General features: G+C 46.4%; 24 protein-coding genes. 16 read left to right on the top strand and 8 right to left on the bottom strand.

Annotation, left to right across the window (positions count from 1 at the left end; genetic code table 11):
- Nucleotides 1-66 precede the first annotated feature (66 nt).
- Nucleotides 67-1767 carry a chaperonin GroEL gene (groL, locus tag JGK07_RS19500; RefSeq protein WP_293152181.1) on the bottom strand — a complete coding sequence of 567 codons (1701 nt, stop codon included), beginning with the start codon at nucleotides 1765-1767 and terminating at the stop codon, nucleotides 67-69.
- Between the two features lie 358 nt (nucleotides 1768-2125).
- Between groL and JGK07_RS19495 the strand changes: the two genes are divergently transcribed.
- The 6 genes from JGK07_RS19495 to JGK07_RS19470 all read left to right on the top strand — a co-directional run bounded on the left by JGK07_RS19495 (nucleotide 2126) and on the right by JGK07_RS19470 (nucleotide 6023).
- The gene (locus JGK07_RS19495) at nucleotides 2126-3874 is read left to right on the top strand and encodes an ABC transporter ATP-binding protein (protein ID WP_293177918.1); all 1749 of its coding nucleotides are present in this window, start codon (nucleotides 2126-2128) and stop codon (nucleotides 3872-3874) included.
- A 177-nt stretch (nucleotides 3875-4051) separates the two neighbouring features.
- The gene (locus tag JGK07_RS19490; RefSeq protein ID WP_293196543.1) at nucleotides 4052-4711 is read left to right on the top strand and encodes an SGNH/GDSL hydrolase family protein; all 660 of its coding nucleotides are present in this window, start codon (nucleotides 4052-4054) and stop codon (nucleotides 4709-4711) included.
- A 94-nt stretch (nucleotides 4712-4805) separates the two neighbouring features.
- A complete protein-coding gene (locus JGK07_RS19485; RefSeq protein WP_293177912.1) occupies nucleotides 4806-5225 on the top strand; it encodes an MAPEG family protein in 420 nt (139 codons plus the stop codon).
- Nucleotides 5226-5299: 74 nt separating this feature from the next.
- Nucleotides 5300-5482, top strand: a complete 183-nt coding sequence (locus JGK07_RS19480) for a hypothetical protein (RefSeq protein ID WP_293204826.1) — start codon at nucleotides 5300-5302, stop codon at nucleotides 5480-5482.
- Entirely contained in the window at nucleotides 5451-5816 is a 366-nt protein-coding gene (locus JGK07_RS19475; protein ID WP_293204828.1) for a hypothetical protein, read from the top strand. Before JGK07_RS19480 ends, JGK07_RS19475 begins: the two co-directional genes overlap by 32 nt.
- 51 nt (nucleotides 5817-5867) lie before the next feature.
- Nucleotides 5868-6023: a hypothetical protein gene (locus tag JGK07_RS19470; RefSeq protein WP_293177903.1), complete on the top strand. Its 156-nt coding sequence runs from the start codon at nucleotides 5868-5870 to the stop codon at nucleotides 6021-6023.
- 82 nt (nucleotides 6024-6105) lie between these two features.
- Here JGK07_RS19470 and murD read toward each other — a convergent pair whose 3' ends face one another.
- Nucleotides 6106-7458 carry a UDP-N-acetylmuramoyl-L-alanine--D-glutamate ligase gene (gene murD, locus JGK07_RS19465; protein WP_293191221.1) on the bottom strand — a complete coding sequence of 451 codons (1353 nt, stop codon included), beginning with the start codon at nucleotides 7456-7458 and terminating at the stop codon, nucleotides 6106-6108.
- Nucleotides 7459-7726: 268 nt separating this feature from the next.
- Nucleotides 7727-9895 carry a glycine--tRNA ligase subunit beta gene (glyS, locus tag JGK07_RS19460; protein WP_293177897.1) on the bottom strand — a complete coding sequence of 723 codons (2169 nt, stop codon included), beginning with the start codon at nucleotides 9893-9895 and terminating at the stop codon, nucleotides 7727-7729.
- 282 nt (nucleotides 9896-10177) lie between these two features.
- Between glyS and JGK07_RS19455 the strand changes: the two genes are divergently transcribed.
- Nucleotides 10178-11356, top strand: a complete 1179-nt coding sequence (locus tag JGK07_RS19455) for a HetZ-related protein 2 (protein WP_293177894.1) — start codon at nucleotides 10178-10180, stop codon at nucleotides 11354-11356.
- An 80-nt stretch (nucleotides 11357-11436) separates the two neighbouring features.
- On the opposite strand, the gene JGK07_RS19450 is transcribed toward JGK07_RS19455, so the two are convergent.
- Nucleotides 11437-11646 (bottom strand): hypothetical protein, encoded by a 210-nt coding sequence (locus tag JGK07_RS19450; RefSeq protein WP_293291007.1) that lies wholly within the window; start codon nucleotides 11644-11646, stop codon nucleotides 11437-11439.
- A gap of 447 nt (nucleotides 11647-12093) precedes the next feature.
- Here JGK07_RS19450 and JGK07_RS19445 point away from each other — a divergent pair, with 447 nt between their 5' ends.
- Nucleotides 12094-13179, top strand: coding sequence for a hypothetical protein (locus JGK07_RS19445; RefSeq protein ID WP_293177889.1), 1086 nt, complete (start codon nucleotides 12094-12096; stop codon nucleotides 13177-13179).
- 171 nt (nucleotides 13180-13350) lie between these two features.
- Here the strand turns inward: JGK07_RS19445 and JGK07_RS19440 are convergent, their stop codons facing one another.
- The 4 genes from JGK07_RS19440 to trpB all read right to left on the bottom strand — a co-directional run bounded on the left by JGK07_RS19440 (nucleotide 13351) and on the right by trpB (nucleotide 16095).
- Nucleotides 13351-13989, bottom strand: a complete 639-nt coding sequence (locus JGK07_RS19440) for a ribonuclease D (protein ID WP_293177886.1) — start codon at nucleotides 13987-13989, stop codon at nucleotides 13351-13353.
- A complete protein-coding gene (locus tag JGK07_RS19435) occupies nucleotides 13943-14158 on the bottom strand; it encodes a hypothetical protein (RefSeq protein WP_293177883.1) in 216 nt (71 codons plus the stop codon). The genes JGK07_RS19440 and JGK07_RS19435 overlap by 47 nt, the downstream gene beginning before the upstream one ends.
- Complete coding sequence (locus JGK07_RS19430; RefSeq protein ID WP_293177880.1) at nucleotides 14142-14555, bottom strand: CAP domain-containing protein; 414 nt, start codon at nucleotides 14553-14555, stop codon at nucleotides 14142-14144. The genes JGK07_RS19435 and JGK07_RS19430 overlap by 17 nt, the downstream gene beginning before the upstream one ends.
- A gap of 292 nt (nucleotides 14556-14847) precedes the next feature.
- Nucleotides 14848-16095, bottom strand: coding sequence for a tryptophan synthase subunit beta (trpB, locus tag JGK07_RS19425; protein WP_293177876.1), 1248 nt, complete (start codon nucleotides 16093-16095; stop codon nucleotides 14848-14850).
- 383 nt (nucleotides 16096-16478) lie between these two features.
- Here trpB and JGK07_RS19420 point away from each other — a divergent pair, with 383 nt between their 5' ends.
- The 8 genes from JGK07_RS19420 (at nucleotide 16479) to JGK07_RS19385 (ending at nucleotide 24193) form a co-directional block, all read left to right on the top strand.
- Nucleotides 16479-16871, top strand: coding sequence for a nuclear transport factor 2 family protein (locus JGK07_RS19420; RefSeq protein ID WP_293177873.1), 393 nt, complete (start codon nucleotides 16479-16481; stop codon nucleotides 16869-16871).
- A 202-nt stretch (nucleotides 16872-17073) separates the two neighbouring features.
- The gene (locus JGK07_RS19415; RefSeq protein WP_293177870.1) at nucleotides 17074-17733 is read left to right on the top strand and encodes a TIGR00266 family protein; all 660 of its coding nucleotides are present in this window, start codon (nucleotides 17074-17076) and stop codon (nucleotides 17731-17733) included.
- Nucleotides 17734-17770: 37 nt separating this feature from the next.
- Nucleotides 17771-18451: a TIGR00266 family protein gene (locus tag JGK07_RS19410; RefSeq protein WP_293177867.1), complete on the top strand. Its 681-nt coding sequence runs from the start codon at nucleotides 17771-17773 to the stop codon at nucleotides 18449-18451.
- Nucleotides 18452-18771: 320 nt separating this feature from the next.
- Nucleotides 18772-19467, top strand: a complete 696-nt coding sequence (locus JGK07_RS19405) for a TIGR00266 family protein (RefSeq protein ID WP_293177961.1) — start codon at nucleotides 18772-18774, stop codon at nucleotides 19465-19467.
- 176 nt (nucleotides 19468-19643) lie between these two features.
- Nucleotides 19644-20444, top strand: a complete 801-nt coding sequence (locus JGK07_RS19400; protein ID WP_293241515.1) for a M48 family metallopeptidase — start codon at nucleotides 19644-19646, stop codon at nucleotides 20442-20444.
- A 282-nt stretch (nucleotides 20445-20726) separates the two neighbouring features.
- Nucleotides 20727-21095: a translation initiation factor gene (locus JGK07_RS19395; RefSeq protein WP_293177861.1), complete on the top strand. Its 369-nt coding sequence runs from the start codon at nucleotides 20727-20729 to the stop codon at nucleotides 21093-21095.
- A gap of 212 nt (nucleotides 21096-21307) precedes the next feature.
- On the top strand, nucleotides 21308-21901 hold the full coding sequence (gene recR, locus JGK07_RS19390) for a recombination mediator RecR (protein WP_293177858.1): 594 nt from the start codon (nucleotides 21308-21310) through the stop codon (nucleotides 21899-21901).
- A 174-nt stretch (nucleotides 21902-22075) separates the two neighbouring features.
- Nucleotides 22076-24193 carry a prolyl oligopeptidase family serine peptidase gene (locus JGK07_RS19385; RefSeq protein WP_293177958.1) on the top strand — a complete coding sequence of 706 codons (2118 nt, stop codon included), beginning with the start codon at nucleotides 22076-22078 and terminating at the stop codon, nucleotides 24191-24193.
- Nucleotides 24194-24285 lie beyond the last annotated feature (92 nt).

Below are 24285 nucleotides of genomic sequence, written 5' to 3'. Positions count from 1 at the left end.
CAAAACCCAGATGCTCCCCGTTCGCTCGGGGGGGGGACGTTCGCACTAATGACTGATGACTAATGACTACATCATGCCCATGCCGCCCATGCCGCCCATGCCGCCCATGCCGCCCATGCCGCCCATGCCGCCCATGCCGCCCATGCCGCCCATGCCGCCCATGTCGCCCATGTCGCCACCAGCTTTTTTCTTCTCGGGTTTTTCGACAATTACAGCTTCAGTGGTCAAAACCATGCCAGCAATGGAACCGGCATTTTGTAAAGCCGATCGCACTACCTTAGCCGGATCGATAATTCCAGCGGCAATCATATCTTCGTAAACGTCGGTGAGAGCGTTGTAGCCAATGTTCAGCTCGCTAGCCCGCACTCGCTCGATCGCGATCGAACCTTCAACACCGGCATTATCAGCGATTTGACGCAAAGGTGCTTCCAAAGCTTTTGCAACCAAATCAGCGCCAATTTGCTCTTCAGCGTCTAAAGTGCTTCTGATGGCATCAATTTTTGTAATCAGGTGAATCAGCGTCGTACCGCCTCCAGCGACGATACCTTCTTCCACAGCAGCTTTAGTAGCGTTGAGGGCGTCTTCAATGCGGAGTTTGCGATCCTTGAGTTCGGTTTCGGTAGCTGCGCCTACTTTAATTACAGCAATACCGCCAGCAAGTTTGGCAATGCGTTCGGTTAATTTTTCCTTATCGTAGTCAGAATCCGTCGCTGCTAGCTGCTTGCGGATTTGCTCGATCCGTGATAACACGTCTGCTTTGTGTTCGTCGCCAGCGACAATGATGGTGTTTTCTTTGTCGATCGTAATTTTGCGGGCGGTACCGAGCATTTCTAGTGTTGCGGTATCAATGCTGAGTCCGACTTCTTCAGAAATCAGTTGACCGCCGGTCAGAACGGCGATATCTTGTAGCATGGCTTTGCGTCGCTCGCCAAAACCAGGAGATTTGGTAGCTGCGATATTCAATACACCGCGTGCTTTGTTGATGACCAAAGTTGCCAAAGCTTCACCTTCAATATCTTCGGCGATAATGATCAGCGGTGAACCGGTGCGGGCAACTTTTTCAAGAAGCGGAATTAGTTCTTGAATGGAGTTAATTTTTTTGTCGGTAATCAGGATGCGAGCGTTTTCGTACTCAACTTCCATGCGATCGTTGTTGGTGACGAAATACGGGGAAAGATATCCGCGATCGTACTGCATCCCTTCGACAACTTCCAATTCTGTCAACAGAGATTTCGACTCTTCAACAGTAATGACGCCATCTTTGGTGACTTTTTCCATTGCTTGAGCAATCATGTCGCCGACTTCTTCGTCGTTACCGGCGGAGACAGTGGCGACCTGAGCAATGGCAGATCCTTCGACTGGTTTCGCTAATTTAGCGATTTCTAGGACTAAATGGGCGATCGTTTTTTCAATCCCGCGGCGCAGTGCGACTGGATTGGCGCCTGCTGCGACATTCTTCAAACCTTCGCGAATGAGGGATTGGGCAATCACGGTAGCGGTGGTGGTGCCGTCGCCTGCGATATCTTTAGTTTTGGAGGCGACTTCTTGAATTAAGCGAGCGCCAGCATTTTCTAGAGGATCTTCGAGTTCGATTTCCCTAGCAACGGTGATACCGTCGTTAACGATTTGGGGAGTGCCGAATTTCTTTTCGAGTAGGACATTCCGGCCTTTGGGGCCCAAGGTAATGCGGACTGCATCGGCGAGTTGATTGACGCCGCGTTCCAGTGCCCGCCGAGATTTGTCGCTAAATGCAACTATTTTGGTCATGTTTGTCTCCTTGCGCTTACATTAGCAAATTTAGCACTCTCTGACTCTGAGTGCTAAGTCGATCGACTTTAGATTGTAGCGTGTCCCTCAGAAGTGTGGGGCTGGCGGGGGCGGATTTGGGGAAAAGGGCGGGCCCCAACGGTGGCCCAGGACACGTCACTGCCGTGTCCCTACATACCCGCTGTAGGGACACGGCACTGCCGTGTCCTCATAGATATAATGTGGTTTGTGACATATCGCCCGATCGGATATTGGAGTGCCCCCTGTCAACTGTCAACTGTCAACTGCTATACGCATCAACGGTTAAATTCGGTACTAACTGTCAACTGTCAACTGTCAACTGTCAACTGTTATACCTATGGCTCGTTATTCTCGACTGCAAAAACTCATTTCTTATATGCGCCCGCACTGGAAACCGACATTCTGGGGCGTTTTTTCCTTATTAATTGTCAATGCTGTGGGCGTTTACATTCCCCTACTGATTCGGAATGCAGTTGACACACTCCAAGTGGCGACTAAATTTGACCAAGTTTTCAACTACGTGATACTGATTCTCGTACTAGCTTCAATCATGTGGGGAATTCGGATGGCATCGCGGATTCTGCTGTTTGGCGTCGGGCGTCAAGTAGAATTTGACCTCAAACAGCAAATATTTAATCATTTATTAACATTAGAACCGTCTTATTTTGCTGCCAATACTGTAGGGGATTTAATTAATCGCGCTACTTCCGACTTGGACAATATTCGCCGCTTGGTGGGTTTTGCAGTGCTGAGTTTGGCGAATACAGCCTTTGCTTATGCTTTGACTTTGCCGGTGATGCTGGGGATTAATGTACGGCTGACGCTGTTGGCGATCGCAGTTTATCCATTAATGCTAGTTTTGGTACAGTTATTTAGCGACAAACTTCGCATCCAGCAACTAGCAGTCCAAGAAGAACTATCGGCGATGAGCGATTTAATTCAAGAGGATATGAGCGGAATGTCCGTAATTAAAATCTATGCTCAAGAAGAAAACGAACGTCGAGCTTTTCGCGATTGTAACGCCAAGTTGCTATCAGCAAATTTGACATTAGCCCAAACTAGAAACTTTATTTTTCCACTACTGGGCGGTTTAGCCAGCATCAGTTTGTTGGTACTACTTTCAGCAGGTGGCGGAGCAATTGCTAAGGGCGAAATTAGCATCGGCGATTTTGTGGCATTGCTGATTTATGTCGAGCGTTTGGTATTTCCGACGGCGCTGTTGGGTTTCACCATTACTGCTTACCAGCGCGGAGAAGTCAGTGTCGATCGCATAGAATCAATTTTGACTGTGGAACCGCAAATTAAGGATGCTCCCGATGCAGCGGACTTGCCAACTCCTGTCAAAGGTGAAATAGTCGCTCGCAATTTGAATTATACCTATCCAGGCGCTAAGATACCCGCGCTCAAAGATGTCAATTTTACCATCAAACCGGGCGAAACAGTCTCGATTGTTGGGGCGATCGGTTCTGGCAAATCAACCTTGGCTAATGCCCTGCCGCGCTTGCTGAATATCGATGCGGGTGAGTTGTTTGTAGACGGGCAGGATATTACCGAGGTGAAGTTGAGGGAGTTGCGCGGGGCGATCGCCTACGTGCCCCAAGAAAGCTTTCTGTTCGGTACTACCATCAAGAATAACATCCGCTACGGCAATCCTTTAGCAGAAGAACCCCAGATTGAAGCAGCCGCCAAACAGGCACAAATCCACCCCGAAATCCTCAACTTTCCGCAACAGTACAAAACAGTTGTCGGCGAGCGCGGCATTACCTTATCCGGCGGACAAAGGCAGCGAACAGCACTAGCTAGAGCCTTGTTAGTTGACGCTCCCGTGCTAATTTTAGATGACGCTCTTTCCAGCGTGGACAATCAAACTGCTACCGATATTTTGCAGAACTTGGCAACCGGAACCGATCGCAAAACCGTAATTTTTATCTCGCACCAAATGTCAGCAGCCGCGAGTGCCGATCGCATATTCGTCATGGAAAAGGGAGAAATAGTGCAAAGCGGCACTCACGCAGAATTGGTAAAGGAAACAGGGCTTTATCAGTATTTGTGGAACCAGCAAAAACTAGAAGAATTGCTGCACTGACAGGTTCGTAGTGAGGACTTTAGTCCTTCTTCATCCAGGTTCGTAGTGAGGACTTTAGTCCTTCTTCATCCAGGTTCGTAGTGAGGACTTTAGTCCTTCTTCAGACAAAGGGAAAAGGACTGAAGTCCTCACTACAAACTGAAGCGTAGTTAACTTAGTTATTTATCAAACATAGTCGTGGAAAATCAAAATCCCGATCCTTCAAGCCTCTCCAGCAACACTGATTCACCGGGAAATAGTCCCATCAAAATAATGCCCCTAGGTGACTCAATTACCGATGGATACTTCGTACCAGGAGGATATCGCATCGATTTACAGCCTGCAATGGAGAATCGAGGCTATGCTATTGAGTTTGTCGGTTCCCTAAGCAATGGCCCCGATACCTTACTCTCTCAGCATCACGAGGGACATTCCGGTTGGCTGATCGAACAAATTTGCGATCGGGTTGTGGAGTGGCTGCAAACCTTCCAACCCGATATTATTTTGCTCCTCATCGGCACCAATAATATCGGACAATGGTATCAAGTAGAAACTGCAAGCTATCGCCTCAACCAATTAATCGATCGCATTTTTGAAACTGCACCCAATGTTAAACTCTTTGTCGCTGCAATTCCGCCAATGTCTGAACCCACCTTAAATCAGCGAGTTAAACTATACAATCAAAACAGCGAGGAGTTAGTCAAGGAAAAACAACAAGCAGGGAAGCCCATAGATTTTGTTGATTTATATAATATCCTCAGCCTTGACGATCTCCCCGATGGCGTTCATCCCAACCGAGAAGGATTTCGGAAAATTGCTGGTGCTCTTGAAGCTTGTCTGTCAGCGCACCTAAGTTAACAAATTCCTCGTCTGCGATTCCACGCAGTCTACAATCGTCGTCAAGAAAAATAGTATAATGAATATATCTAGTCCACCCCAATAATCCCCAATCATGCTCGCAGAAGCAAACGCCACACTCTGGCCTAGTCTAATAACTGTTTCAGCATTAATTCTATACTTCGTTGTTACCATCAACGTTGGCAGAGCCAGATTCAAATACAAAGTTTCTCCCCCGCAGATGACAGGAAACCCGGACTTTGAACGAGTAGTGCGAGTTCAGCAAAATACCCTAGAGCAAATGATTCTATTTTTGCCCTCGCTATGGCTGTTTTCGCAATTTGTCAGCCCAATTTGGGCAGCCGGTATCGGTGCAGTTTGGATAGTTGGACGCATTTTGTTTGCTTGGGGTTATTACCAAGCGGCGGAAAAACGAGCCGCAGGATTTGGTATTAGTACCTTAGCTACTTTAACTTTGCTTGGCGGTTCATTGATTGGCATCATCATGTCCCTGGTAAAAGTTTCACAGCTATAATTTATATTAGTAGGGTGCGCCGCGCGCACCTTTTTATGTAAATCTAACTCTTTCAATCTCGTTCAGGAGTCAATATGTCTGAAACTAACAAACCTGTATTTCAAATTAACCAGCAACTTTTTCAACAGCTTACCGAGTGGCAACAAAAACTCGCACTAGAAGATGAATTAGCCAGCGAGTCAGAAGACGAGAAACCAATAGAGGTAAAAAGTCCTCCCGATAGTGATGAACAGCATTCTCAAACCAATAATTCCTAGCTTGTGGCTGGCAGTATTCTTTTTTGTATTTCCGGCTGCTGTCTCGGCTCAATCGTTGACAATCAGCCAAGTTCAACAAGTTAATAGCGGTTTATTTCGTTCTAACTCTCAAGATTTCTTCGAGCAAGGAAATCGCCAACTGGAACGGGAAATCGCAGCTTTGTTGCGAAAAAATGTTGCTTCCGAAGGCAAGATTCTGGAGATTGATGAAAAATTGCGCTCTCAGCTTTGTCGGGAAGATTTTTTAATCTCCTCGCGGTATCATGATACAATCAGTGCTGCTGAGATTGCCAGTTTTCAGCCAAAATTAAATGAGATTTGCAGGCAGAAATAAAGTCAAAGTGAGGTCAAGATTAAAGTTTTAGCGTTAATGGATAAAGAAGTAATGACTAAATTGAAACTAGCGCTGCTGGAAGCGAAAACGGTGGCTCAGTTGGCTGCGATTATTATTGATTACACTCATGAGGAAATGATGCTAGTTTTTGATGAGCTGGAATGGGAACAGCAGGCAAAAATTAAGGATATTTGGAAGAGTGTTTGAGGGATGGCCTGTTTATAAAGTTGTAGGTTCCAGCACCGGACACGGCATTGCCGTGTCCCTGCGGATATCGCGTAATGCAGCCCTACTTTTTGGGAAGCGATTCGAGACACAATTGACGGAAATGATCGCCGCGTTGCTCGAAGCTTTGGTATTGATCGAAGCTGGCGCAAGCTGGCGAAAGCAGTACGACTTTAGCTTTGTTTTGTTTGCCTAATTCTGCGGCTCTGGGAATGGCTCTTTCCATTGTTTCGACGATTTCCCAAGCGTTATAATCTGCTTGTTCTAGCCGATCGCTAAAAAGGCCCGCTGCATCCCCAATTAACAGCACTGCAACAGCCTTCGCCTTGATTGTATCAATCCAAGCGTTATCATCGCCCTCTTTGGGATCGCCGCCCGCAATCAAAATCGCCGGCGCGCTGACAGCAGCTAACCCAACTTCCGCCGCATCATAATTAGTCGCTTTGCTGTCGTTGATGAAATCTATGCCTTCCCAGGTGCGGATGTGTTCGAGGCGGTGCGCCACTCCGGGGAATTTCGCGATCGCCCGGGCGATCGCACTTTTATCTATCCCCGCCAAATTAGCAGCCGCCACCGCCATCAACAAATTTTGCAAATTGTGTTCGCCCACCATCCGCAAAGACTCAGCAGGCAAAATTTTATCACCTTGAGCGATTACCCAACCGTCTTCGATGTACGCTCCAAAAGCGTGTTTTCCCAACAAATCTTTTTCACCTTTGACACTCGTCCAACACGCATCCGGCCAAATGTCAACTCCTTGCTGCCGCAAACCAGGATCGTCACCGTTGATGATTTGCAATTCCGAATTTTTTAGCAAATGGGCTTTAATGTTGTAGTAATTTTCTAAAGTTTTGTGGCGGCTGAGGTGATCCGGCGTCAAAGTCGTCAAAACTCCGATGCGCGGCGCTACCGACGGCGATGATTCTATCTGATAGCTGCTGATTTCTGCGATTACCCAATCCGGCGGTTTCTCGGAAGCAGCTAATTCGCACGCAGCATAACCAATGTTGCCACAAGCGGGAGCATGAAGCCCTGCTTCGGCAAAAATCGCAGCAATTAAAGCAGTAGTTGTAGTTTTGCCGTTAGTACCAGTAATTGCTACCCAAGGAGATTTGAGATAGCGCCATGCGAGAGCCATTTCTCCGATTGTTTCAATTCCCAATTCTCGGGCGCGTACTAATGCTGGAATATCCCAGGGAACGCCCGGACTTACTACTACTAATTCTATGGATTTGTCAGGTTCAAAAGATTTACCTAATTCTAGGTTGATGCCTTCGTTAGCTAGTTCCTGTTGTTGTTCGAGCAAGTTTGGGGCCGATGAGCGATCGCTCAGCGTTACTTCCCATCCTTCGCGTTTGAGCAGTCTGGCGGCGGCAATCCCTGATTTTCCTAATCCAATTATATGAGCGATCGGCATACGTTATGTGTGTGATGGAGCGAATTTCCCTGGTTTTCTAAGTTTATATCTTAACCTTGCATGAATTTTTGCCTATTGGCCATTATGCTTAATTTACGAAAAAAGGTATGTTGTTGCGCTTAAGCGCTCTTTCATCTATGTATGAAAGGGGAGTATCTCAGTTTTGCATTTATTATAGTGCGAGCACCTCAAAGAAAAAATGCTTTTTACAAAAATGAGATGATCCCGCAGGAAAGAGCGCTGAAGCGCAACAACGTACCTTAAAAATTTAAAATCGATTGACGATCGCCCCAAAGTCAGCCAACACCCGCGCGTGATTCCGCAACAAACCCAGTAAATTCAAGCGATTGCGCTTAATTTCCGGGTCAGAATCCATCACCAAAACGCTTTCTGGCCCGTCAAAAAAGCTGCTCACAGCCGGAGCAATCTCCGTCAAACTATCTACCAACTGTTGGTAATTGCGAGTTTGCTTCGATAGCAGCGTTTGCGGCACTAACTGCACCACAGCATCGTAAAAAGCTTGTTCGGAAGACTTTTGAAATAACTCGGGTTTCACCGCCGTTTTCGGTTCCAATTCTACCTTATCCAAATCACCTTGAGCCGCCAAACGAGTCGAACGGTTGACTGTTTCGTAAATCAGATCCAAAGTCTTGTCATTGCGGATTTGTTGCAGGAAAATTGCTCTTTCCAGCGCGTCCAACAAATCTCTTAATGCTCGTTCAGTATATTCTGGGTCGTTTTCTCCCAAAACTGCATTCACCAAATCATAATCTACATTCTTTTCTTCTTGCAGCAAAGTGCGAATTCTTTGCAGGAAAAACTCGTATAATTGCGATAGCAACTCCGCCGATGTTTGGGGGCGCACCGCGGTAAATTCTGCGACAACTTCTGCAAGTAGTTGGTGCAAATTGATTGGCAACTGAGACGCCCAAATAATGTTAGTTATTGCATTGGCGGCGCGGCGCAGGGCGAAGGGATCGGAGGAACCAGTCGGCAGCATTCCTAAGCCGAAGATGCTGACTAATGTATCTAATTTATCGGCGATTGCGACAACTTGACCTGTGAGAGTTTGCGGCAAATTATCGCCCGCACCTTTGGGCAAATAATGCTCGAAAATTCCTGTTGCTACGGCTTCCGGTTCGCCGCAAGCTAAGGCGTATTTCTGACCCATAATTCCTTGCATTTCGGGAAATTCGTAAACCATTTGGGTTACAAGGTCGGCTTTGCAAAGCAATGCTGCTCTTTCTATGTAAGCTTGTTCTGCGGCGGTGATTTGCAGTTGCTTGGTGATGAGAGAGGCAATCTTGCACAGTCGATCGACCTTTGCGCGCACTGTACCCAAATCTTCCTGGAAAGTGACCGTCTCCAACTTTGGCAAATAATCCTCTAGAGGCTTTACCAAGTCTGCTTTGTAGAAAAACTGACCGTCTGCCAATCTCGCCCGCACGACTCGCTCGTTACCTGCGGCAATAATCGCCGATTTTGCCGGATCGCCGTTGGAAATTGTAATGAAATAGGGTAGGAGTTCGGGGAATTCTGGGCTTTTGAGAATTGGAAAATAGCGCTGGTTGGTGACGATAATTGTGGTGATTACTTCCGGCGGTAACATCAAAAAACCGTCGTCAAATTTGCCGACTACGGCGTTGGGCCATTCTACTAAGTCGGTGACTTCTTCTAACAAATCTTCGGTAATGTCGGCGTAACCGCCTTGTTTGGTGGCGGCGGCTTCTACTTGTGCTTGAATTTGGATTTTGCGCTGTTGTCGATCGACTTCCACGCCAGCAGCCCGCAGACACTCGACATAATCCTCGGCTTGCGGAATCGAGACCCCCCCCATCTCCGGTGTAGGGGGGGTGTGCAACACCCGATGTCCTTGGGAAATGCGATCGCTCTTGACGGTATCTGAACCGCTGACCAATGCGATCGCCAGTACAGTATCATCAAACAGCGCTACGATCGATCGAATCGGGCGCGGAAACTTCAAATCTCCGTCAGCCCACCGCATAAATCTTTTGCCTTCTAACTTGTTAATCCACTGCGGCACAAGTTCGACCAAAATATCCGCCGTCATCCGCCCCGGAATCTGTTTGAGAACAAACACAAAATCGCCTTTATCGGTAGCGCGAACTTCCAAAGCATCGATTTCTACGCCTTGTTTTTTCGCAAAACCTTCGGCTGCTTTCGTGGGTTTGCCATCTTTAAAAGCCGAACTTGCGGGCGGCCCTTTTACCTCTTCTTCTCTGTCTAATTGCTTGAGTGGCAGTCCTTTAACAAGAACGGCCAAACGCCTCGGAGTTGCGTATACATTAATTGATTCATTTGTCAAAGATTGTTCTGCCAGAGTTGCAGGTACGAGTTCCTGCCACTGTTGGACGCTGCCTGCGACAAAAGATGCGGGCAATTCTTCGGTACCGAGTTCTAATAAAAAGTTAGGCATATAGAAATTGTGAAGTGAGGGAGCTACGGATTGGTAATGGGTAATGGGTAATTGGTAATTGGTAATCGGTAATTGGTAATCGGCTGGGGAGTGCGTTAGTTGACAGAAAACCTTTACATAACAAATTTATGGTTTTTTGTCAAGAGGCAATTCATTTGCCAGTTCAATTATTACAAAAATTAGCGATCGGCAATCAAAAAAGCCTGGAATGACGATCGCGATAATAACATCACAGAATTATTTTACCGGTCACAGGTCTGATTAGAGCTAAAAAACACTCAAATGATCAGCATAGCACTTAAAATCGGGGGTGAAAGATATTCTCAGCAGCTCATGACCTTGGCGGAAAGACTAGCAGAAGATTGGAAGTCGCGACTCGAACAAGATTGCCCCGACGAGAGCTCTAGCACTCGCGAGAGTGTTGTTCGCTGGCTGTTGGGAGACAAGCCAGAAAGATTTGACACTCTAAATCCGACTCAACTCGCTGTCGCTTCTGGGGCGATCGACTTTTTATATCGAATTTTGCAGCAGCGCTATCTGGGAGTAGCGCCAGAAAGAGCTTACCGCAACTTGATCGGGCGCCTGGGCGGTTTGGTGGTGCTCCGGCAAAAAATCCAAGCGTGGGTTTCTCTCTCGCGCGACAGACAGCGCAGTGCGGTAGAGGTACTGCAAGAAGTGATTCAGGAAATGCTGAATTCCGATCGCTACCTCCAGCAGCAAGTCGCCTGGATTGCCGAATGCACAACAGATAAACGCTTGCGAAATGCTTTGCTGCTAGCGAGCACTGAAGAATACTGCTTGCGGCCGATCCGCAACCAGCCGCTGCTGGTGTACCGCTTCGTCAACTACCTGCGGCGTTCCCAGCGGGGCGGGTTGACGCAAGTCCCGGCGGGAGATTGGGTGCGGCTGGTGTCGGAACAGGTTCTGCCTGACGATACAGACGAACCGCTCAGCTTGCTAGACGAACAGGCGATGTCGGATTATCGAGAACATCAAGCTTGGGAAGAACGGCAAACTCAGCGGCAGATTGTCCAACAAGAATTTGAGCATTACTTGACTGCTGAAGTCGATCCGCTGGCTTCGCGATGGCTGCGGCTTTACCTGCAAGGCCGTTCCCAAGAGGCAATTGCTGAGGATTTGAAGGTGCCAGTCAAACAAATTTACCGCTTGCGAGAAAAAGTCAGTTACCACGCGATTCGGGTGTTTGCAGTCAAACAAGCACCAGAATTAGTCGCTAACTGGCTGGAAATTTCGCTCAAAGAACACAGTTTGGGCTTGACTCCCGCCCAGTGGCAGCAATATTTACAAGATCTCACGCCGGTGCAGCGACAGTTGATAGAATCGCTCAAAGCAGGGAAAAGTGTAGAGACGATCGCCTCTGAATTAAAGTTAAAAACCAATCAAGTCATCGGCGAGTGGAGCAAACTCTATTTAGCTGCTCAATCCCTCCGAAACGAGTAGATTGGTAATGAGTGGCGGGCGAAGCGTAGCGGAGGGAATTGCTAATTGTTAATTGGCGGTAGGAATTTTCCGAATTCGCGCTACAAATCAATTCCCGAACAGCCAGATTTGCTGCGAGTTTCCCCGTGGAAACCGCGCGATCGAATCAGGTAATATCGATCGGGATATCGCGCGTGCTGCCGCGATCTCACCCAAAAACGGATACCGTCCCACGTACTTAAATCGCGCTGATCCCCAAATTTTAGACCAAAGATCCACATCCCAGATTCATCTAGAGGAGTCAATCTCAAATCTCAAATCTCAAATCTCAAATTGACTGACGCTCGCGATCGGGGATGCTCACCGTGAACTTTGTGGAGTAAGATATTAGTAGGACGATCGACTCTTCAGGATTTTTTAACCAATCCTCAGTTCAGCAGTTGCACGTCAATCATCAGTTCTGGTGTATCTGTCATACTTGGGCATTCAGACAAAATTCTATCTTTGCCAGCCATAGGAATCAATCTTGGGCGATAAATGATAGTTAGTCGATAGTCCGCCCGCGATCATCTAGTTGTCAATCTTTCTGTAGAATTTGAGACTGGAATACAGAAGAGAGAAAATTCTGAGACCCAATATTTTTCTTTCATAAAAGCTTCCGGGTTTCAGATGCCTAGCTACGTCAGGGAAGTTGCATGGTTTAATTTTATAAATCAGGTTGGTATAGCGCGATCGCGCTTCCGACTACAGAGAAGCTAATGGTACATACATCTTCAACAGACTCGGCGACTACAATGGACTCCGATCGAATATTTCAACTAATCGATACAGTTGTTCCCTTTGAAGCTTGCCTTTACTATCAAGTTTTGCCTTTATCTCTAGAAGGCAATCTATTTAAATTGGGCGTAGTCGATGTGCAAGATGACTCCGCTTTGGACTACGTGCAGCGGATTTTAGCATACATGAATTGCTCGGTGACAACGGAGCAAATTGCCCCGGAAACTCAGCGTTCGATGCTCTCAGCTTACTTGCTCCACGGGAACCAAGTCAGAGAACCCAGCCTGACAGAAACCACACCAGCCCCAACACCGATACCAGCCCCAACACCAATAAATCCCGCACCAACAACATCAAGCTCCGAAGCAGACACCCTGCTGTCTGTACCCGAACCCTCCATTCGGGTTCCCGATCGGTTGAAACCTCCCGATGCTGAGGTTTTGCTGACGCCGACAGAACTTTCGGTTTTGGATGTCGAGGCCGTGCACTTGTCAAGCCCCGTCGAAGTTTTGGCAACTTTACCCGCGCCCCAACTGCTGCAAGAATTGCTCGGTAGAGTGCTCGTAGACGGTATCGGTAGGCTGTTTTTTGAGAGACACCAGTCCCAAGGTAGGATTCTTTGGAGTCAAGACGGCGTTTTGAAATCGATCCTCGAAGGTCTCTCTCCCTTCCTGTTTCAAGAAGTCATCGACGAGTTGAAACGGCTGACAGATATGCCTGTTTCCCCGGTGGAACATCCCAAACAAGTCGAAGTAGAACGCATCTATGGAAAAACTCATTTGCTGTTGCGCTTGCGAGTAATGCCCGTGGGTGGCAAGGAAGAAGCAACGCTGCAAGTCTTGCGGGGAGCAGCTTTGAGGTTTTACCAGCAGCAGCAATTGTCTACTCTGAGTCGAGATGCACTGCAACTGGCCAAAGAATTGCAGCGGAAAGTGAATCAAATTCGCGATCGCACTCGGCTTTCTCCTTTACCTTTGGAAGGTTTACCCGCTTTGGAACAAGTTGTCAGAAATGTTGACGACCAACTTGAAGCTTTGATGCAAGAACAGAATCCCGAGGATTTCTAATTAGAAATAGTTGTAAGTTTTGAACTTTCTTTAACTCAAATCTAGCCCGATCAAATAAATAATAATAATTAGGTTCGTAGTGAGGAATGCGAGTCCTTCCTTATCCAAAATCTGAAGAAGGACTCGCATTCCTCACTACAAACCTATGTGAGTGCAGTTGTGCGATCGCACCTAAGATGAACCGTGCTCGAAAATCTTATCGTACTGCAACAAATCCAAACTTACAAAAACTGGCAAACACCCAAAACATTGCTGTGCAACTTCCCAGCGTTCCTCTCGCTGCAACATAGCAGTCAACTTTTGTTTAGCGCCCAGCAAATATCGGACATCGTTAGCAGCGTAGCTCAATTGGTCATCAGAAAGATGCTCGGAATTTCCCCAATCCGAACTTTGAGAAGTTTTATTGAGTTCTACTTTTTCCAACTCTTGGATTAACTCTTTAAGTCCGTGTCTGTTAGTATAAGTTCTGGCTAACTTGCTAGCTATTTTTGTGCAGAAAACAGGTGCAATGTCAATACTTAAATTGTAACGCATTGTTGCCAGATCGAAGCGCGCAAAGTGAAATACCTTCTCAATATTTTCAGCTTCCATGAGCTTTTTCAAATTTGGCGCCGCCGTCTGGCCTTTAGCAATCCGCACCGCCGCCACTTTACCTTGCGGATCGCACAACTGCACCAAACACAGGCGATCGCGCCAGGGCATCAAACCCATCGTTTCCGTATCAACGGCGATCGCCTCCGCCGTCAAATAATAAGATAGCAGATCATCGGAGATATCGCGATCGCACACTTGAAAATCTGGAAATTCCATTCTTGGTTATTGGTAATCGGTAATTGGTAATCGGTAATTGGTAATCGGGCATCGGTAATCGGTAATCGGGCATCGGTAATCGGGAATCGATAATTAATCTTTCCTTCTTTCCTCTTCCTTCTTCCTTCTTCCTTCTTCCTTCTTCCTTCTTCTTATCGACTACGGACAAAAAGCTGAGTAAAATAATACTCCCCTTTGGCATTTTTGGCAATCGCAATACCAGTCAAATTAAATTGACTCTCGATATTCTTGCGGTGGCCGTCACTTTTAATCCAACCTTCAACAGCATTGCCAACCGGGTCGCTGTAGCCAAAATTGTAAGCAACATTTTCAGCTACACTTTGATAGGGAACAGTAATTGCTTTCGCCCGCCCTTCAAATCCATCGTGGCTAAATTTAACTTTCCCACTTGCCATATTTTCGCTGTGAATTCTGGCTATCTGACTAATTCGCGGATCGACAGTCAGCGGCGGCAACTTTTTCGAGGCTCGATATTGATTGATCTGTTGGTTAACAGCTTTTTCTAACTCAGCAATTGAACTCGTAGCAGCAATATTAGTATTCATGGAAGTTTCTGGGAGCGATTGTGTAGGAATGAGTTGAGTACAATTAGGTAGGATTGCCAGGAATCCTAGAGACATTAAAATCAAAGGTTTGTACATGAACTATTAAAGATAAAGAAGACCGGGCGGTTGAAACCGCGGCTACACAGACAAAACCCGCCTCCGCGGGTTGAAGAACGGATGATGAAAATTACGTTATCTTCTAAGTCGGCGGAGGCGGACATCATTTATATAGACGCGGTTGAAACCGCCGTCTGACCATTCCTACAGGGCGATCGCCCGAAATTCCGGTAAACTAGATATTCAGAACCTTCGCCACAGTGTTCACATCTTTGTCACCCCGTCCCGAACAGTTGAGGACAATGCGCGGACTGCCAGTTAACTGCGGACAGAGAGTTTCCAAATAGGCGATCGCGTGAGCAGTTTCCAAAGCCGGAATAATCCCCTCCAACTGCGACAACCGTTGAAAAGCATCCAAAGCTTGCTGATCGGTTACACTGTAATATTCAGCCCGGCCAGCATCCTTCAAATAACTGTGTTCCGGCCCCACACCAGGATAATCCAAACCCGCACTAATCGAATGCGGCTCGATGACTTGACCCTCATTATCCTGCAACAAATAACTCATAGCCCCGTGCAGAACACCCACAGTTCCCTTAGTCAAAGTAGCAGCGTGTTTATCCGTATCCACACCTTCTCCCGCCGCTTCAACACCAATTAACCGCACAGTTTCTTCCCCAACAAACTCATGAAAAAGACCCATAGCATTAGAACCGCCGCCCACACAAGCTAATAAGATATCTGGCAAACCATTCCATTTTTCTAGACACTGACTGCGAGTTTCTTGACCGATAATTGCATGGAAATCGCGCACCATCATCGGGTAAGGATGCGGCCCCGCCACCGAACCAAGAATATAATGAGTTGTTTCAACATTTGTCACCCAATCGCGAATCGCTTCAGAAGTCGCATCTTTCAGCGTTCCCGTACCCGCCGCCACGGGTCGCACTTCAGCACCCATCAAGCGCATTCTAAACACATTTAAAGCCTGTCTTTCCATGTCATGAACGCCCATGTAGACAACGCATTCTAAACCGAAACGAGCGCAAACAGTGGCAGTAGCAACGCCATGTTGGCCAGCACCAGTTTCAGCAATTACGCGCTTTTTACCCATGCGTTTTGCGAGCAATGCTTGAGCCAAAGCATTATTGATTTTGTGAGCACCAGTGTGGTTTAAATCTTCGCGTTTGAGGTAAATTTGGGCGCCAGTGCCGTCTGGTTTAGCATAATGCTCCGTGAGGCGTTCGGCGAAATACAATGGGCTGGGGCGGCCGACATAATCCTTAAGTAATCCTTGAAGTTGCTGTTGAAATTCCGGTTCGCTGCGGTATTTGTGAAAAGCCGCTTCAAGCTCAAATAAAGCCGGCATCAGGGTTTCGGGGACATATTTGCCGCCGAATTTGCCAAATCTACCGAGGGAGTCGGGGCGTTGGGCGGTGGTTTCGGTGGTTTCTGTGGTGAGACGCAGGGGTGTGACAGTCACGGACTTTGTGGGGATAAGGGGACAGATTTTATTATATCTAGTCGATGTGGCGGGGCGGTGGGCGATCGGGTAATTTTGCGAGGGCTGCCAAAAATCGCTAGGATGGCGGAAGTTCGTCGGAGCCTTCGAGATATTGCCCTGTAAGGGTTTCAGGGATTTTTTCTGTAGATGAGAGGTTGTTTGTACAGAGATTTTTGGGAGTCCTCGCAAATAGCCTCTGGACACGTTGCGCTGTATGGGGTTTATAATCGAGGGATCCCCACTCGCTGGGGAAACTAATTGAATGGAAACTAGGATCTCCCGACCTTTACTTTTGGTAGGTTGACGTGTTCCCGCTCGCTGGGGAAACTAATTGAATGGAAACTTCGTAATGGTGAACAATTATGAATTCAAATCAGCAGTTTCTGCAAAATTTATACGATGCTTTTAACAAACGCGAAATTGAAACAATCATCTCGTTGATGCGCCCAGACGTGAAATGGGCGAACGGAGTGGAAGGCGGTTTCGTTTATGGACGCGATGCGGTGCGCGAATATTGGACAAATCAATTTAAGGATATTCAACCGGAGCTTGAAACGTTAAAATTCGAGACTGACGAAAACAATCGGAACATTGTCACCGTTCATCAAATTATTAAAGATTTGCAATGCAATGTGCTTGCGGATGCAACAATTCATCAAATCTTTACCATTGAGGATGGTCTGATTTGTCTTTATGAAATTGGCGAAACCGAAACAATAGAGGAGATGATTCAAAAGACAAAAAGTTCCAACTAGCAATGATGTCCTTGGGCGGGGGCGGGTTTTACAAATAATATTTAATACCAACAAACAATCTACATAAACCCGCCCCCTTATGCAATATGTTAAAATTATTGAAGAACGCAACAGTTGGCTCATTCAATCGTAGTAAACTAAAAGCGTAGACCTACAATTCTCACTTCCTTTAGTTATTGTTACACAACAGGAAACCAAAATCGTGGATATCGACATTCGTTATAAACCTTCCTTTGCCACAATTTTTCTTACACTCGAACCTGGAGAAAGCATTATTGCTGAATCAGGAGCGATGATAGCAATGGATGCAGCACTCACAATGAAAACAGAATTTAATGGAGGTTTTTTGTCAGGTGTATTGAAAAAGTTTTTTGGTGGTGAATCGCTGTTCGTCAATCGATTTATCAATCCAACACGGCAGTCTCTCCAAGTCGTTCTTTCTCAATCTACAATCGGAGATATTGCCGAAGCTCAAGTCTATGAAAATAACCTCTGTTTTCAACCCGGTGCTTATATTGCCAGTACCCCCGATATCAAATTAGGCGTGCGCTGGGCTGGATTTGCCAGTTGGTTTTCGGGAGAAGGCTTATTTAAATTGCAAGCCAGCGGACAGGGAACAGTATTTTTTGGTGCCTATGGTGGTTTGACTAGCAAGCAAATCAATGGTGACTTCATTGTCGATACAGGGCATTTAGTAGCTTACGAATCGGGAATGAAAATGTCGATAAAAATGGCAGGCGGATTATTAGGTTCGATTACATCCGGGGAAGGGTTTGTGAATAAAGTGACGGGTAAAGGAACAATTTACTTGCAATCCAGAAGTATCGATGGTTTGGTGCAATTTTTATCAAGTAAAGTTTGACTTGCGAGCGAATATATCCATTACCTAGTACCTACTTATGAAAATTGAACTTTTACAACAACCCGATAGCACGATCGCCCGAATCACTCTAAATGCCGGTGAAGAAATCGTTGCTGAGGCAGGTGCAATGGTGGCGATGAGTGGCAATCTACAAGCAAGTACGACATTGCGCCAAGGCAAAGGTGGCGGTATTTTCGGCGGACTCAAACGCATGATTGCCGGAGAGTCGCTATTTTTAAGTGTATTTCGATCGCCAACACCGGAAAATACCTTGTTTTTAGCACCCAAAATGTTGGGCGATATGCTGCACTATCAAATGGGCAAAAGTGGCTTAGTAGTACAAGCAGGTTCTTATTTAGCTAGCACACCAGATGTTAATATTGACTTGGGTTTTCAAGGCTTCAAATCGATGTTTTCTGGAGAAAGTATTTTCTGGCTAGATATGGGGGGTCAAGGAGATGTACTATTGAGTTCCTTCGGCGCAATTTACGAAGTTCCAGTCAAAGGAGAATACATTGTTGATACAGGTCATATTGTCGCCTTTGAGAAAAGTTTAAAGTTTGAAATTACTAAGCCCCCAGGAAGTAGTTGGGTGAGTGCATTTCTCGGTGGAGAAGGTTTAGTTTGTCGATTTAAAGGTAACGGTCGCCTGTTCTGTCAAACCCACAATACCACAGCATTCGGTCAAGCCGTCGGCAATCGTTTACCTCCCAGGTAGCAAGCGTGGAGACTCGCGATATGCAAAACATAAACGGAGATTGCTTTCATAAAAGGGTGCATCTGGTTTTTGAAGAGGGCGAAGCATGACCGCATATAAGTTATTAATTATAATTTCATATTGATTGCGGTCATGCTTCGCCCCTACAGACATATTTGCCAAACTGAAATACACCCTCATAAAACATCGCATTCATGTAAAGTGTTCCTCGCAACGATCATTCTAACTGAACGTTATTGAGCTATCAACTGCCAACTGTCAACTGTCAACTGCCAACTGCCAACTGTCAACTGTCAACTGTCAACTGTCAACTAACTTATATGCCTAAAAACATCTCATATACAATCGAACATTCTCCATCCTATGCCCAACTAAAACTCAAAATTCCTGCCAACCAAACGGTGTTGGTAGAATCTTCGGGAATGGCAGCAATGGATAGTCACATCACCCTGAAATCAAAAGTCAAAGGAGGTTTGATGAAAGGCCTCACGCGAATGTTAGCAGGTGAGTCTTTGTTTATCAGCGAATTTACTTCGCCGGAACGTTCTGGAATACTTTACGTTTCCCCTGGAGTTCCTGGCGATATTCAACATTATCACCTCGATGGCAATAGCTTGATGCTGCAATCTTCTGCTTTTGTGGCATCGAGTTCTACTGTAGACCTTGATACTAAATTTCAGGGATTAAAAGGTTTCTTTAGTGGCGAATCATTGTTTTTTCTCAAAGCAACTGGACAAGGCGATATCTGGTTTAATTCCTATGGCGCAATTCTGGAAATTCCAGTCAATGGAAGTTATATCGTGGACACCGGTTATATCGTTGCCTTTGAGGATACGCTGAAGTATGATGTTGAAGTCCTGGGCGGACTATCCTGGAAAAATTTGAGAACGGGAATTTTAGGTGGAGAAGGCTTAGTTTGTCGTTTCAGTGGACAGGGGAAACTGTGGATACAGTCTCGCAATCTGTTTCCTCTGATTAATTTTTTAAATCCCTTCCGACCGACAAAGAACAATTAGTTTGGTGCTTTTATATACAGCATATTCCATGTATATTTGGTACACACAATTTTGGGAAATTCCGTGTAAGGTGCGTCGCCATATAATCTGCCACTGCTATTCAATAACTCGTAGCGATGCACCCTACAAACTCACGCAAGTCAATCCAAAATCTAAAATCTAAAATCTAAAATCGAATGACCGATCGCAATCCACCCACAAGCAACAGGCAACTGCTAACCTTATTAGGAATCTTTTTAGCCATAGGATGTTTATTGCTTTGGGGAAGCCTCAAACTGGTAGATGGGCTGATTTTATTAATTCCCCCCGAACTCGAACAGCGTTTGGGGGCGTTAGTTATCCCAGCTTATGAAAGTCTTGCGGAATCTTCTCCAGCACAAGATACCCTCAATCAACTTCTCGATCGCCTGGAAACTAAATTACCTAAACAAAAAAATATCGATCGCAATTATCGCCTACTTTACATTCCCGATGATACTGTAAACGCGCTAGCCTTACCTGGAGATACAATAGTTGTTTATCGGGGTTTAATACAGCAATTGGAATCGGAAAACGAGTTGATGATGATCTTAGGTCATGAGTTGGGTCATTTCGCCCATCGCGATCATTTGCGGGGAATTGGACGGGGATTGGCGTTACAGTTTGTGGTGGCGGTGTTCGTAGGCGATGGAGGTGGGTTGGTGAATGTTGCCGCTGCGATCGCTTCCAATTTAAGCAAAGCCCAATTTTCTCGCAGTCAGGAAGCCCAAGCCGATGAATTTGGCTTACAACTGCTGGTTTCCCATTACGGGCACGCAGCGGGCGCAGCAGACTTTTTCCAGCGATTAGCGCGAAAATCTGGTTTAGATATTGCTTTGTTATCGACTCATCCGGCACCTGGCGATCGCAGTTTAACGTTAACACAAACGATCGCCCAACGCCGCTATCCGATTCAAGAGCGATCGCCTTTACCCGCAACACTCAAAAGCGATCGATAACAATCAGACACTTAATAATTCCCGCTCTCCCTTGATGGGCTAATACAATAGGTATAATATCAGAGTCTAAACGAGCGATCGCAACCTTACACCAATCCACTAAAACTAGAAATACCCTTCAACAGTTGACAGTTGACAGTTGACAGTTGACAGTTTGAGAGCGACCTCTACCTAGAAGGAAGAGGATTGGAGTAATGAATAGTCTGATTTGTATTTCTCCCGAGCAGGCTTGGGGCTTTCAACCAATTATTTATGGTAAAACAAGTTCAGGCAGTATAACATATGGCAGCATCCAAACGCAAAAATTCTGACAACAAAACAACCGACGGTAAACGAGTAGTTTACTCTGAGTTTGGTAACTACGAAAACTCGGCTGCTCTCGAGCGAGGAACCCCGGAAGTTCCCCAGAATCAACAAACTTTGAAAGTAGAAGCATCCCGAAAAGGACGCGGTGGCAAAACAGTTACAGTCATCAGCGGATTTCAAGAAAAACCCGAAACTTTAGCAGATTTAGCCAAGCAGCTAAAAGCCCAATGCGGCACGGGCGGCACAGTTAAGGATAATGAAATTGAAATTCAAGGCGAACACAAGCAAAAGCTACTCGAAATTCTCAAAAAATTGGGCTACAAAGCTAAAATTAGCGGAGGTTAATTGGGTGCATCTGGGTTTTGAAGAGGGCGAAGCATGACCGCATATAACTTATTAGTTATAATCTCATATTTACTGCGGTCATGCTTCGCCCCTACAGATATATTTTCATGCGCCCCAGATGCGCCCGGTTAATTTCTGTTATTCTTCCCTCTTCCCTCTTCCCTCTTCCTTCTTCCCTCTTCCTTCTTCCTTCTTCCCTCTTCCTTCATTTTATGTACACTCGACCCTTAGCCCGTTTGATCGAACAATTGCAGCGCTTGCCCGGAATCGGCCCAAAAAGTGCACAGCGACTCGCTTTACATATTTTAAAGCGACCGGAAGAAGACGTGCAAGCCCTAGCTCAATCATTGATTGATGCCAAAAAACAAGTCGGTTTTTGCAAAGTATGCTTTCACTTATCCGCTGAACCTGTTTGCGAAATTTGCCGCAACACTAACCGGGACGGTTCTACTATTTGTGTTGTGTCAGAATCCCGCGATGTAATCGCCTTAGAAAAAACGCGGGAATACATCGGCAAATATCATGTTGTCGGCGGTGTCATCTCGCCGATGGATGGAATTGGCCCGGAACAATTGAACATTCAGCCATTAGTCCGCCGCGTCAGCCAGCAAAAGATCGCTGAAGTTATTATTGCGATTAGTCCTAGCGTGGAAGGCGAAACTACTACTCTTTATATCGGTCACTTATTAAAGCCTTTTACCAAGGTTACGCGAATAGCTTTTGGTTTGCCGATGGGGGGAGATTTGGAATATGCTGATGAGGTAACTTTGGCTCGTGCTTTGGAAGGAAGGAGGGAATTGGATTAGGTGAATTGAAAGAGAAGAGAAATGAACCGCGAAGACGCTAAGGACACGTTCGGCGAAGCCGTTCCCGAAGGGTAGGAAGATGGGAGAGAAGAAAGTGCGATTGCTTTATTGAGGTTCGCAATGACAATTTTGTAAAAAAGGTTAAACTGAATAAAGTTACTGAGAGTGAAAAATATGACTCAATTCGATCGCCCTTTAAGCTACCCCACAACCCGCAAAGCCGAGCAAACAGACGATTACCACGGCGTCCAAGTATCCGACCCCTACAGGTGGCTGGAAGACCCGGATTCAGAGGAAACTCAAGCCTGGGTGGAAGCTCAAAACGCAGTCACTTTCGGCTACCTCAGCCAAATTCCGGCGCGGGAAAAAATCAAACAGCGCCTGACTAAACTGTGGGATTACGAGAAATACGGCATACCTTTTAAACAGGGCGATCGCTATTTTTACTACAAGAATGACGGTCTGCAAAATCAATCCGTACTCTACACTTTAACATCTCTCGACGGCGAACCAAAAGTATTAATTGACCCGAACACTCTCTCAGAAGACGGAACCGTTGCTCTCGGCGGCATAGCTCTCAGCGAAGACGGCCAACTTATGGCCTACGGTTTGTCAATTTCTGGCTCGGATTGGCAGGAATGGAAAGTTCGCGATGTGGAAACTGGGGAAGATTTATCAGACCATTTAAAATGGCTGAAATTCTCAGGTGCAGCCTGGACTCACGACGGTAAAGGTTTTTTTTACAGCCGCTACGATGAACCCAACGAAAAAACCAAACTCGAAGATGTTAACTATTACCAAAAGCTATTCTATCACAAGCTCGGTACTCCGCAATCTGAAGATGTATTAATTTGCGATCGCCCTGACCAAAAAGAATGGGGATTTAGCGGTGGTGTTACGGAAGACGGCAAGTATTTGATTATATCAGTCTGGCTCGGCACTGACCCGCAAAACCTGATTTTTTACAAGGATTTAACCGCGCCGGAATCAAGCATTGTCGAACTGATTAACAAATTCGAGGCTGAGTACAGTTTCATTGATAACGAAGGCTCATTGTTCTGGTTTCAAACCGACTTGAATGCACCGCTGGGCCGCGTAATTGCGATCGACACTAACAACCCTCCTCCTTCATCCCTAGCGGGCGCTGACACCCCCCTGAATCCCCCCCTTACCAAGGGGGGGTTCACCGAAATCATCCCCGAAGCAGCCGAAACCCTGGGAGGCATTAGCCTTCTCAACAATCAATTTGTCGCTTCTTACCTGAAAGACGCCTACACTCAGATTAAAATCTTCAACTTAGATGGCTCTTTTGCGCGAGAAGTAGCCTTGCCGGGAATTGGTTCGGCAGGAGGTTTTGGCGGCAAGCGGCACGACACCGAAACCTTTTATGCTTACACCAGCTTCACGACTCCGAACACAATCTACCGTTACAATATGCTGACTGATGAAAGTAGCATTTATCGGCAGCCAAAGGTTGATTTTAATCCAGAGGATTACGAGACAAAACAAATATTTTATCCCAGCAAAGACGGTACGCAAGTACCGATGTTTGTCACGCACAAAAAAGGCTTGCAGCTAGATGGCAATAACCCCACTTACCTGTATGGTTATGGTGGTTTTTCTATCTCGCTGACTCCAAGTTTTTCTCTTAGCAGGCTGGTTTGGTTGGAAATGGGCGGAGTTTATGTGACAGCTTGTTTGCGGGGTGGTGGCGAGTACGGCGAATCGTGGCACCAAGCTGGGACAAAGTTGAAAAAGCAAAATGTGTTTGATGACTTTATCAGCGCTGCGGAATGGTTGATCGAGAATAAGTATACCAAACCTGCTAAATTGGCGATCGCAGGTGGTAGCAACGGCGGCTTATTGGTGGGGGCTTGCATGACTCAGCGGCCAGAATTGTTCGGTGCAGCATTGCCCGCCGTCGGCGTCCTAGATATGTTGCGCTTCCATAAGTTTACCATTGGTCATGCTTGGGTTCCTGAATATGGTTCGTCGGACAATCCCGCAGAGTTTCCCACAATTCACGCCTATTCTCCGCTGCACAATCTGAAAGCGGGAACTGCTTATCCGGCGACAATGATTACAACTGCGGATCATGACGATAGAGTGGTTCCAGCCCACAGTTTCAAGTTTGCTTCGGCTTTGCAAGCAACGCACGCAGGCGAAAAACCGGTGTTAATTCGCATCGAAACAAAAGCGGGACATGGGGGTGGCAAACCTACCGCTAAAGTCATTGAAGAATTGGCAGATGAATGGGCTTTTTTGGTGCGCGAACTCGATATTAACGTTTAACCAGCGCGGGATTGGGTGCGCCTATTCCCTAGGCGCGCACCCGCACTCCTCTCTTCAACTGCTGGTGAACACCACTTACCTGATGGTATGAT

The sequence above is a fragment of the Microcoleus sp. PH2017_24_DOB_U_A genome (assembly GCF_020738205.1).
In the GTDB taxonomy this organism is placed as follows: Bacteria; Cyanobacteriota; Cyanobacteriia; order Cyanobacteriales; family Microcoleaceae; genus Microcoleus.
This window is presented reverse-complemented; position numbering and strand designations above follow the sequence as displayed.

What these genes read in the sequence shown, in the direction of transcription:
- groL (WP_293152181.1), bottom strand. Translation starts at nt 1,767, where the DNA reads ATGACCAAAATAGTTGCATTTAGCGACAAATCTCGGCGGGCACTGGAA.
- JGK07_RS19495 (WP_293177918.1), top strand. Translation starts at nt 2,126, where the DNA reads ATGGCTCGTTATTCTCGACTGCAAAAACTCATTTCTTATATGCGCCCG.
- JGK07_RS19485 (WP_293177912.1), top strand. Translation starts at nt 4,806, where the DNA reads ATGCTCGCAGAAGCAAACGCCACACTCTGGCCTAGTCTAATAACTGTT.
- JGK07_RS19480 (WP_293204826.1), top strand. Translation starts at nt 5,300, where the DNA reads ATGTCTGAAACTAACAAACCTGTATTTCAAATTAACCAGCAACTTTTT.
- JGK07_RS19475 (WP_293204828.1), top strand. Translation starts at nt 5,451, where the DNA reads ATGAACAGCATTCTCAAACCAATAATTCCTAGCTTGTGGCTGGCAGTA.
- JGK07_RS19470 (WP_293177903.1), top strand. Translation starts at nt 5,868, where the DNA reads ATGACTAAATTGAAACTAGCGCTGCTGGAAGCGAAAACGGTGGCTCAG.
- murD (WP_293191221.1), bottom strand. Translation starts at nt 7,458, where the DNA reads ATGCCGATCGCTCATATAATTGGATTAGGAAAATCAGGGATTGCCGCC.
- glyS (WP_293177897.1), bottom strand. Translation starts at nt 9,895, where the DNA reads ATGCCTAACTTTTTATTAGAACTCGGTACCGAAGAATTGCCCGCATCT.
- JGK07_RS19455 (WP_293177894.1), top strand. Translation starts at nt 10,178, where the DNA reads ATGATCAGCATAGCACTTAAAATCGGGGGTGAAAGATATTCTCAGCAG.
- JGK07_RS19445 (WP_293177889.1), top strand. Translation starts at nt 12,094, where the DNA reads ATGGTACATACATCTTCAACAGACTCGGCGACTACAATGGACTCCGAT.
- JGK07_RS19440 (WP_293177886.1), bottom strand. Translation starts at nt 13,989, where the DNA reads ATGGAATTTCCAGATTTTCAAGTGTGCGATCGCGATATCTCCGATGAT.
- JGK07_RS19430 (WP_293177880.1), bottom strand. Translation starts at nt 14,555, where the DNA reads ATGAATACTAATATTGCTGCTACGAGTTCAATTGCTGAGTTAGAAAAA.
- JGK07_RS19420 (WP_293177873.1), top strand. Translation starts at nt 16,479, where the DNA reads ATGAATTCAAATCAGCAGTTTCTGCAAAATTTATACGATGCTTTTAAC.
- JGK07_RS19410 (WP_293177867.1), top strand. Translation starts at nt 17,771, where the DNA reads ATGAAAATTGAACTTTTACAACAACCCGATAGCACGATCGCCCGAATC.
- JGK07_RS19405 (WP_293177961.1), top strand. Translation starts at nt 18,772, where the DNA reads ATGCCTAAAAACATCTCATATACAATCGAACATTCTCCATCCTATGCC.
- JGK07_RS19400 (WP_293241515.1), top strand. Translation starts at nt 19,644, where the DNA reads ATGACCGATCGCAATCCACCCACAAGCAACAGGCAACTGCTAACCTTA.
- JGK07_RS19395 (WP_293177861.1), top strand. Translation starts at nt 20,727, where the DNA reads ATGGCAGCATCCAAACGCAAAAATTCTGACAACAAAACAACCGACGGT.
- recR (WP_293177858.1), top strand. Translation starts at nt 21,308, where the DNA reads ATGTACACTCGACCCTTAGCCCGTTTGATCGAACAATTGCAGCGCTTG.
- JGK07_RS19385 (WP_293177958.1), top strand. Translation starts at nt 22,076, where the DNA reads ATGACTCAATTCGATCGCCCTTTAAGCTACCCCACAACCCGCAAAGCC.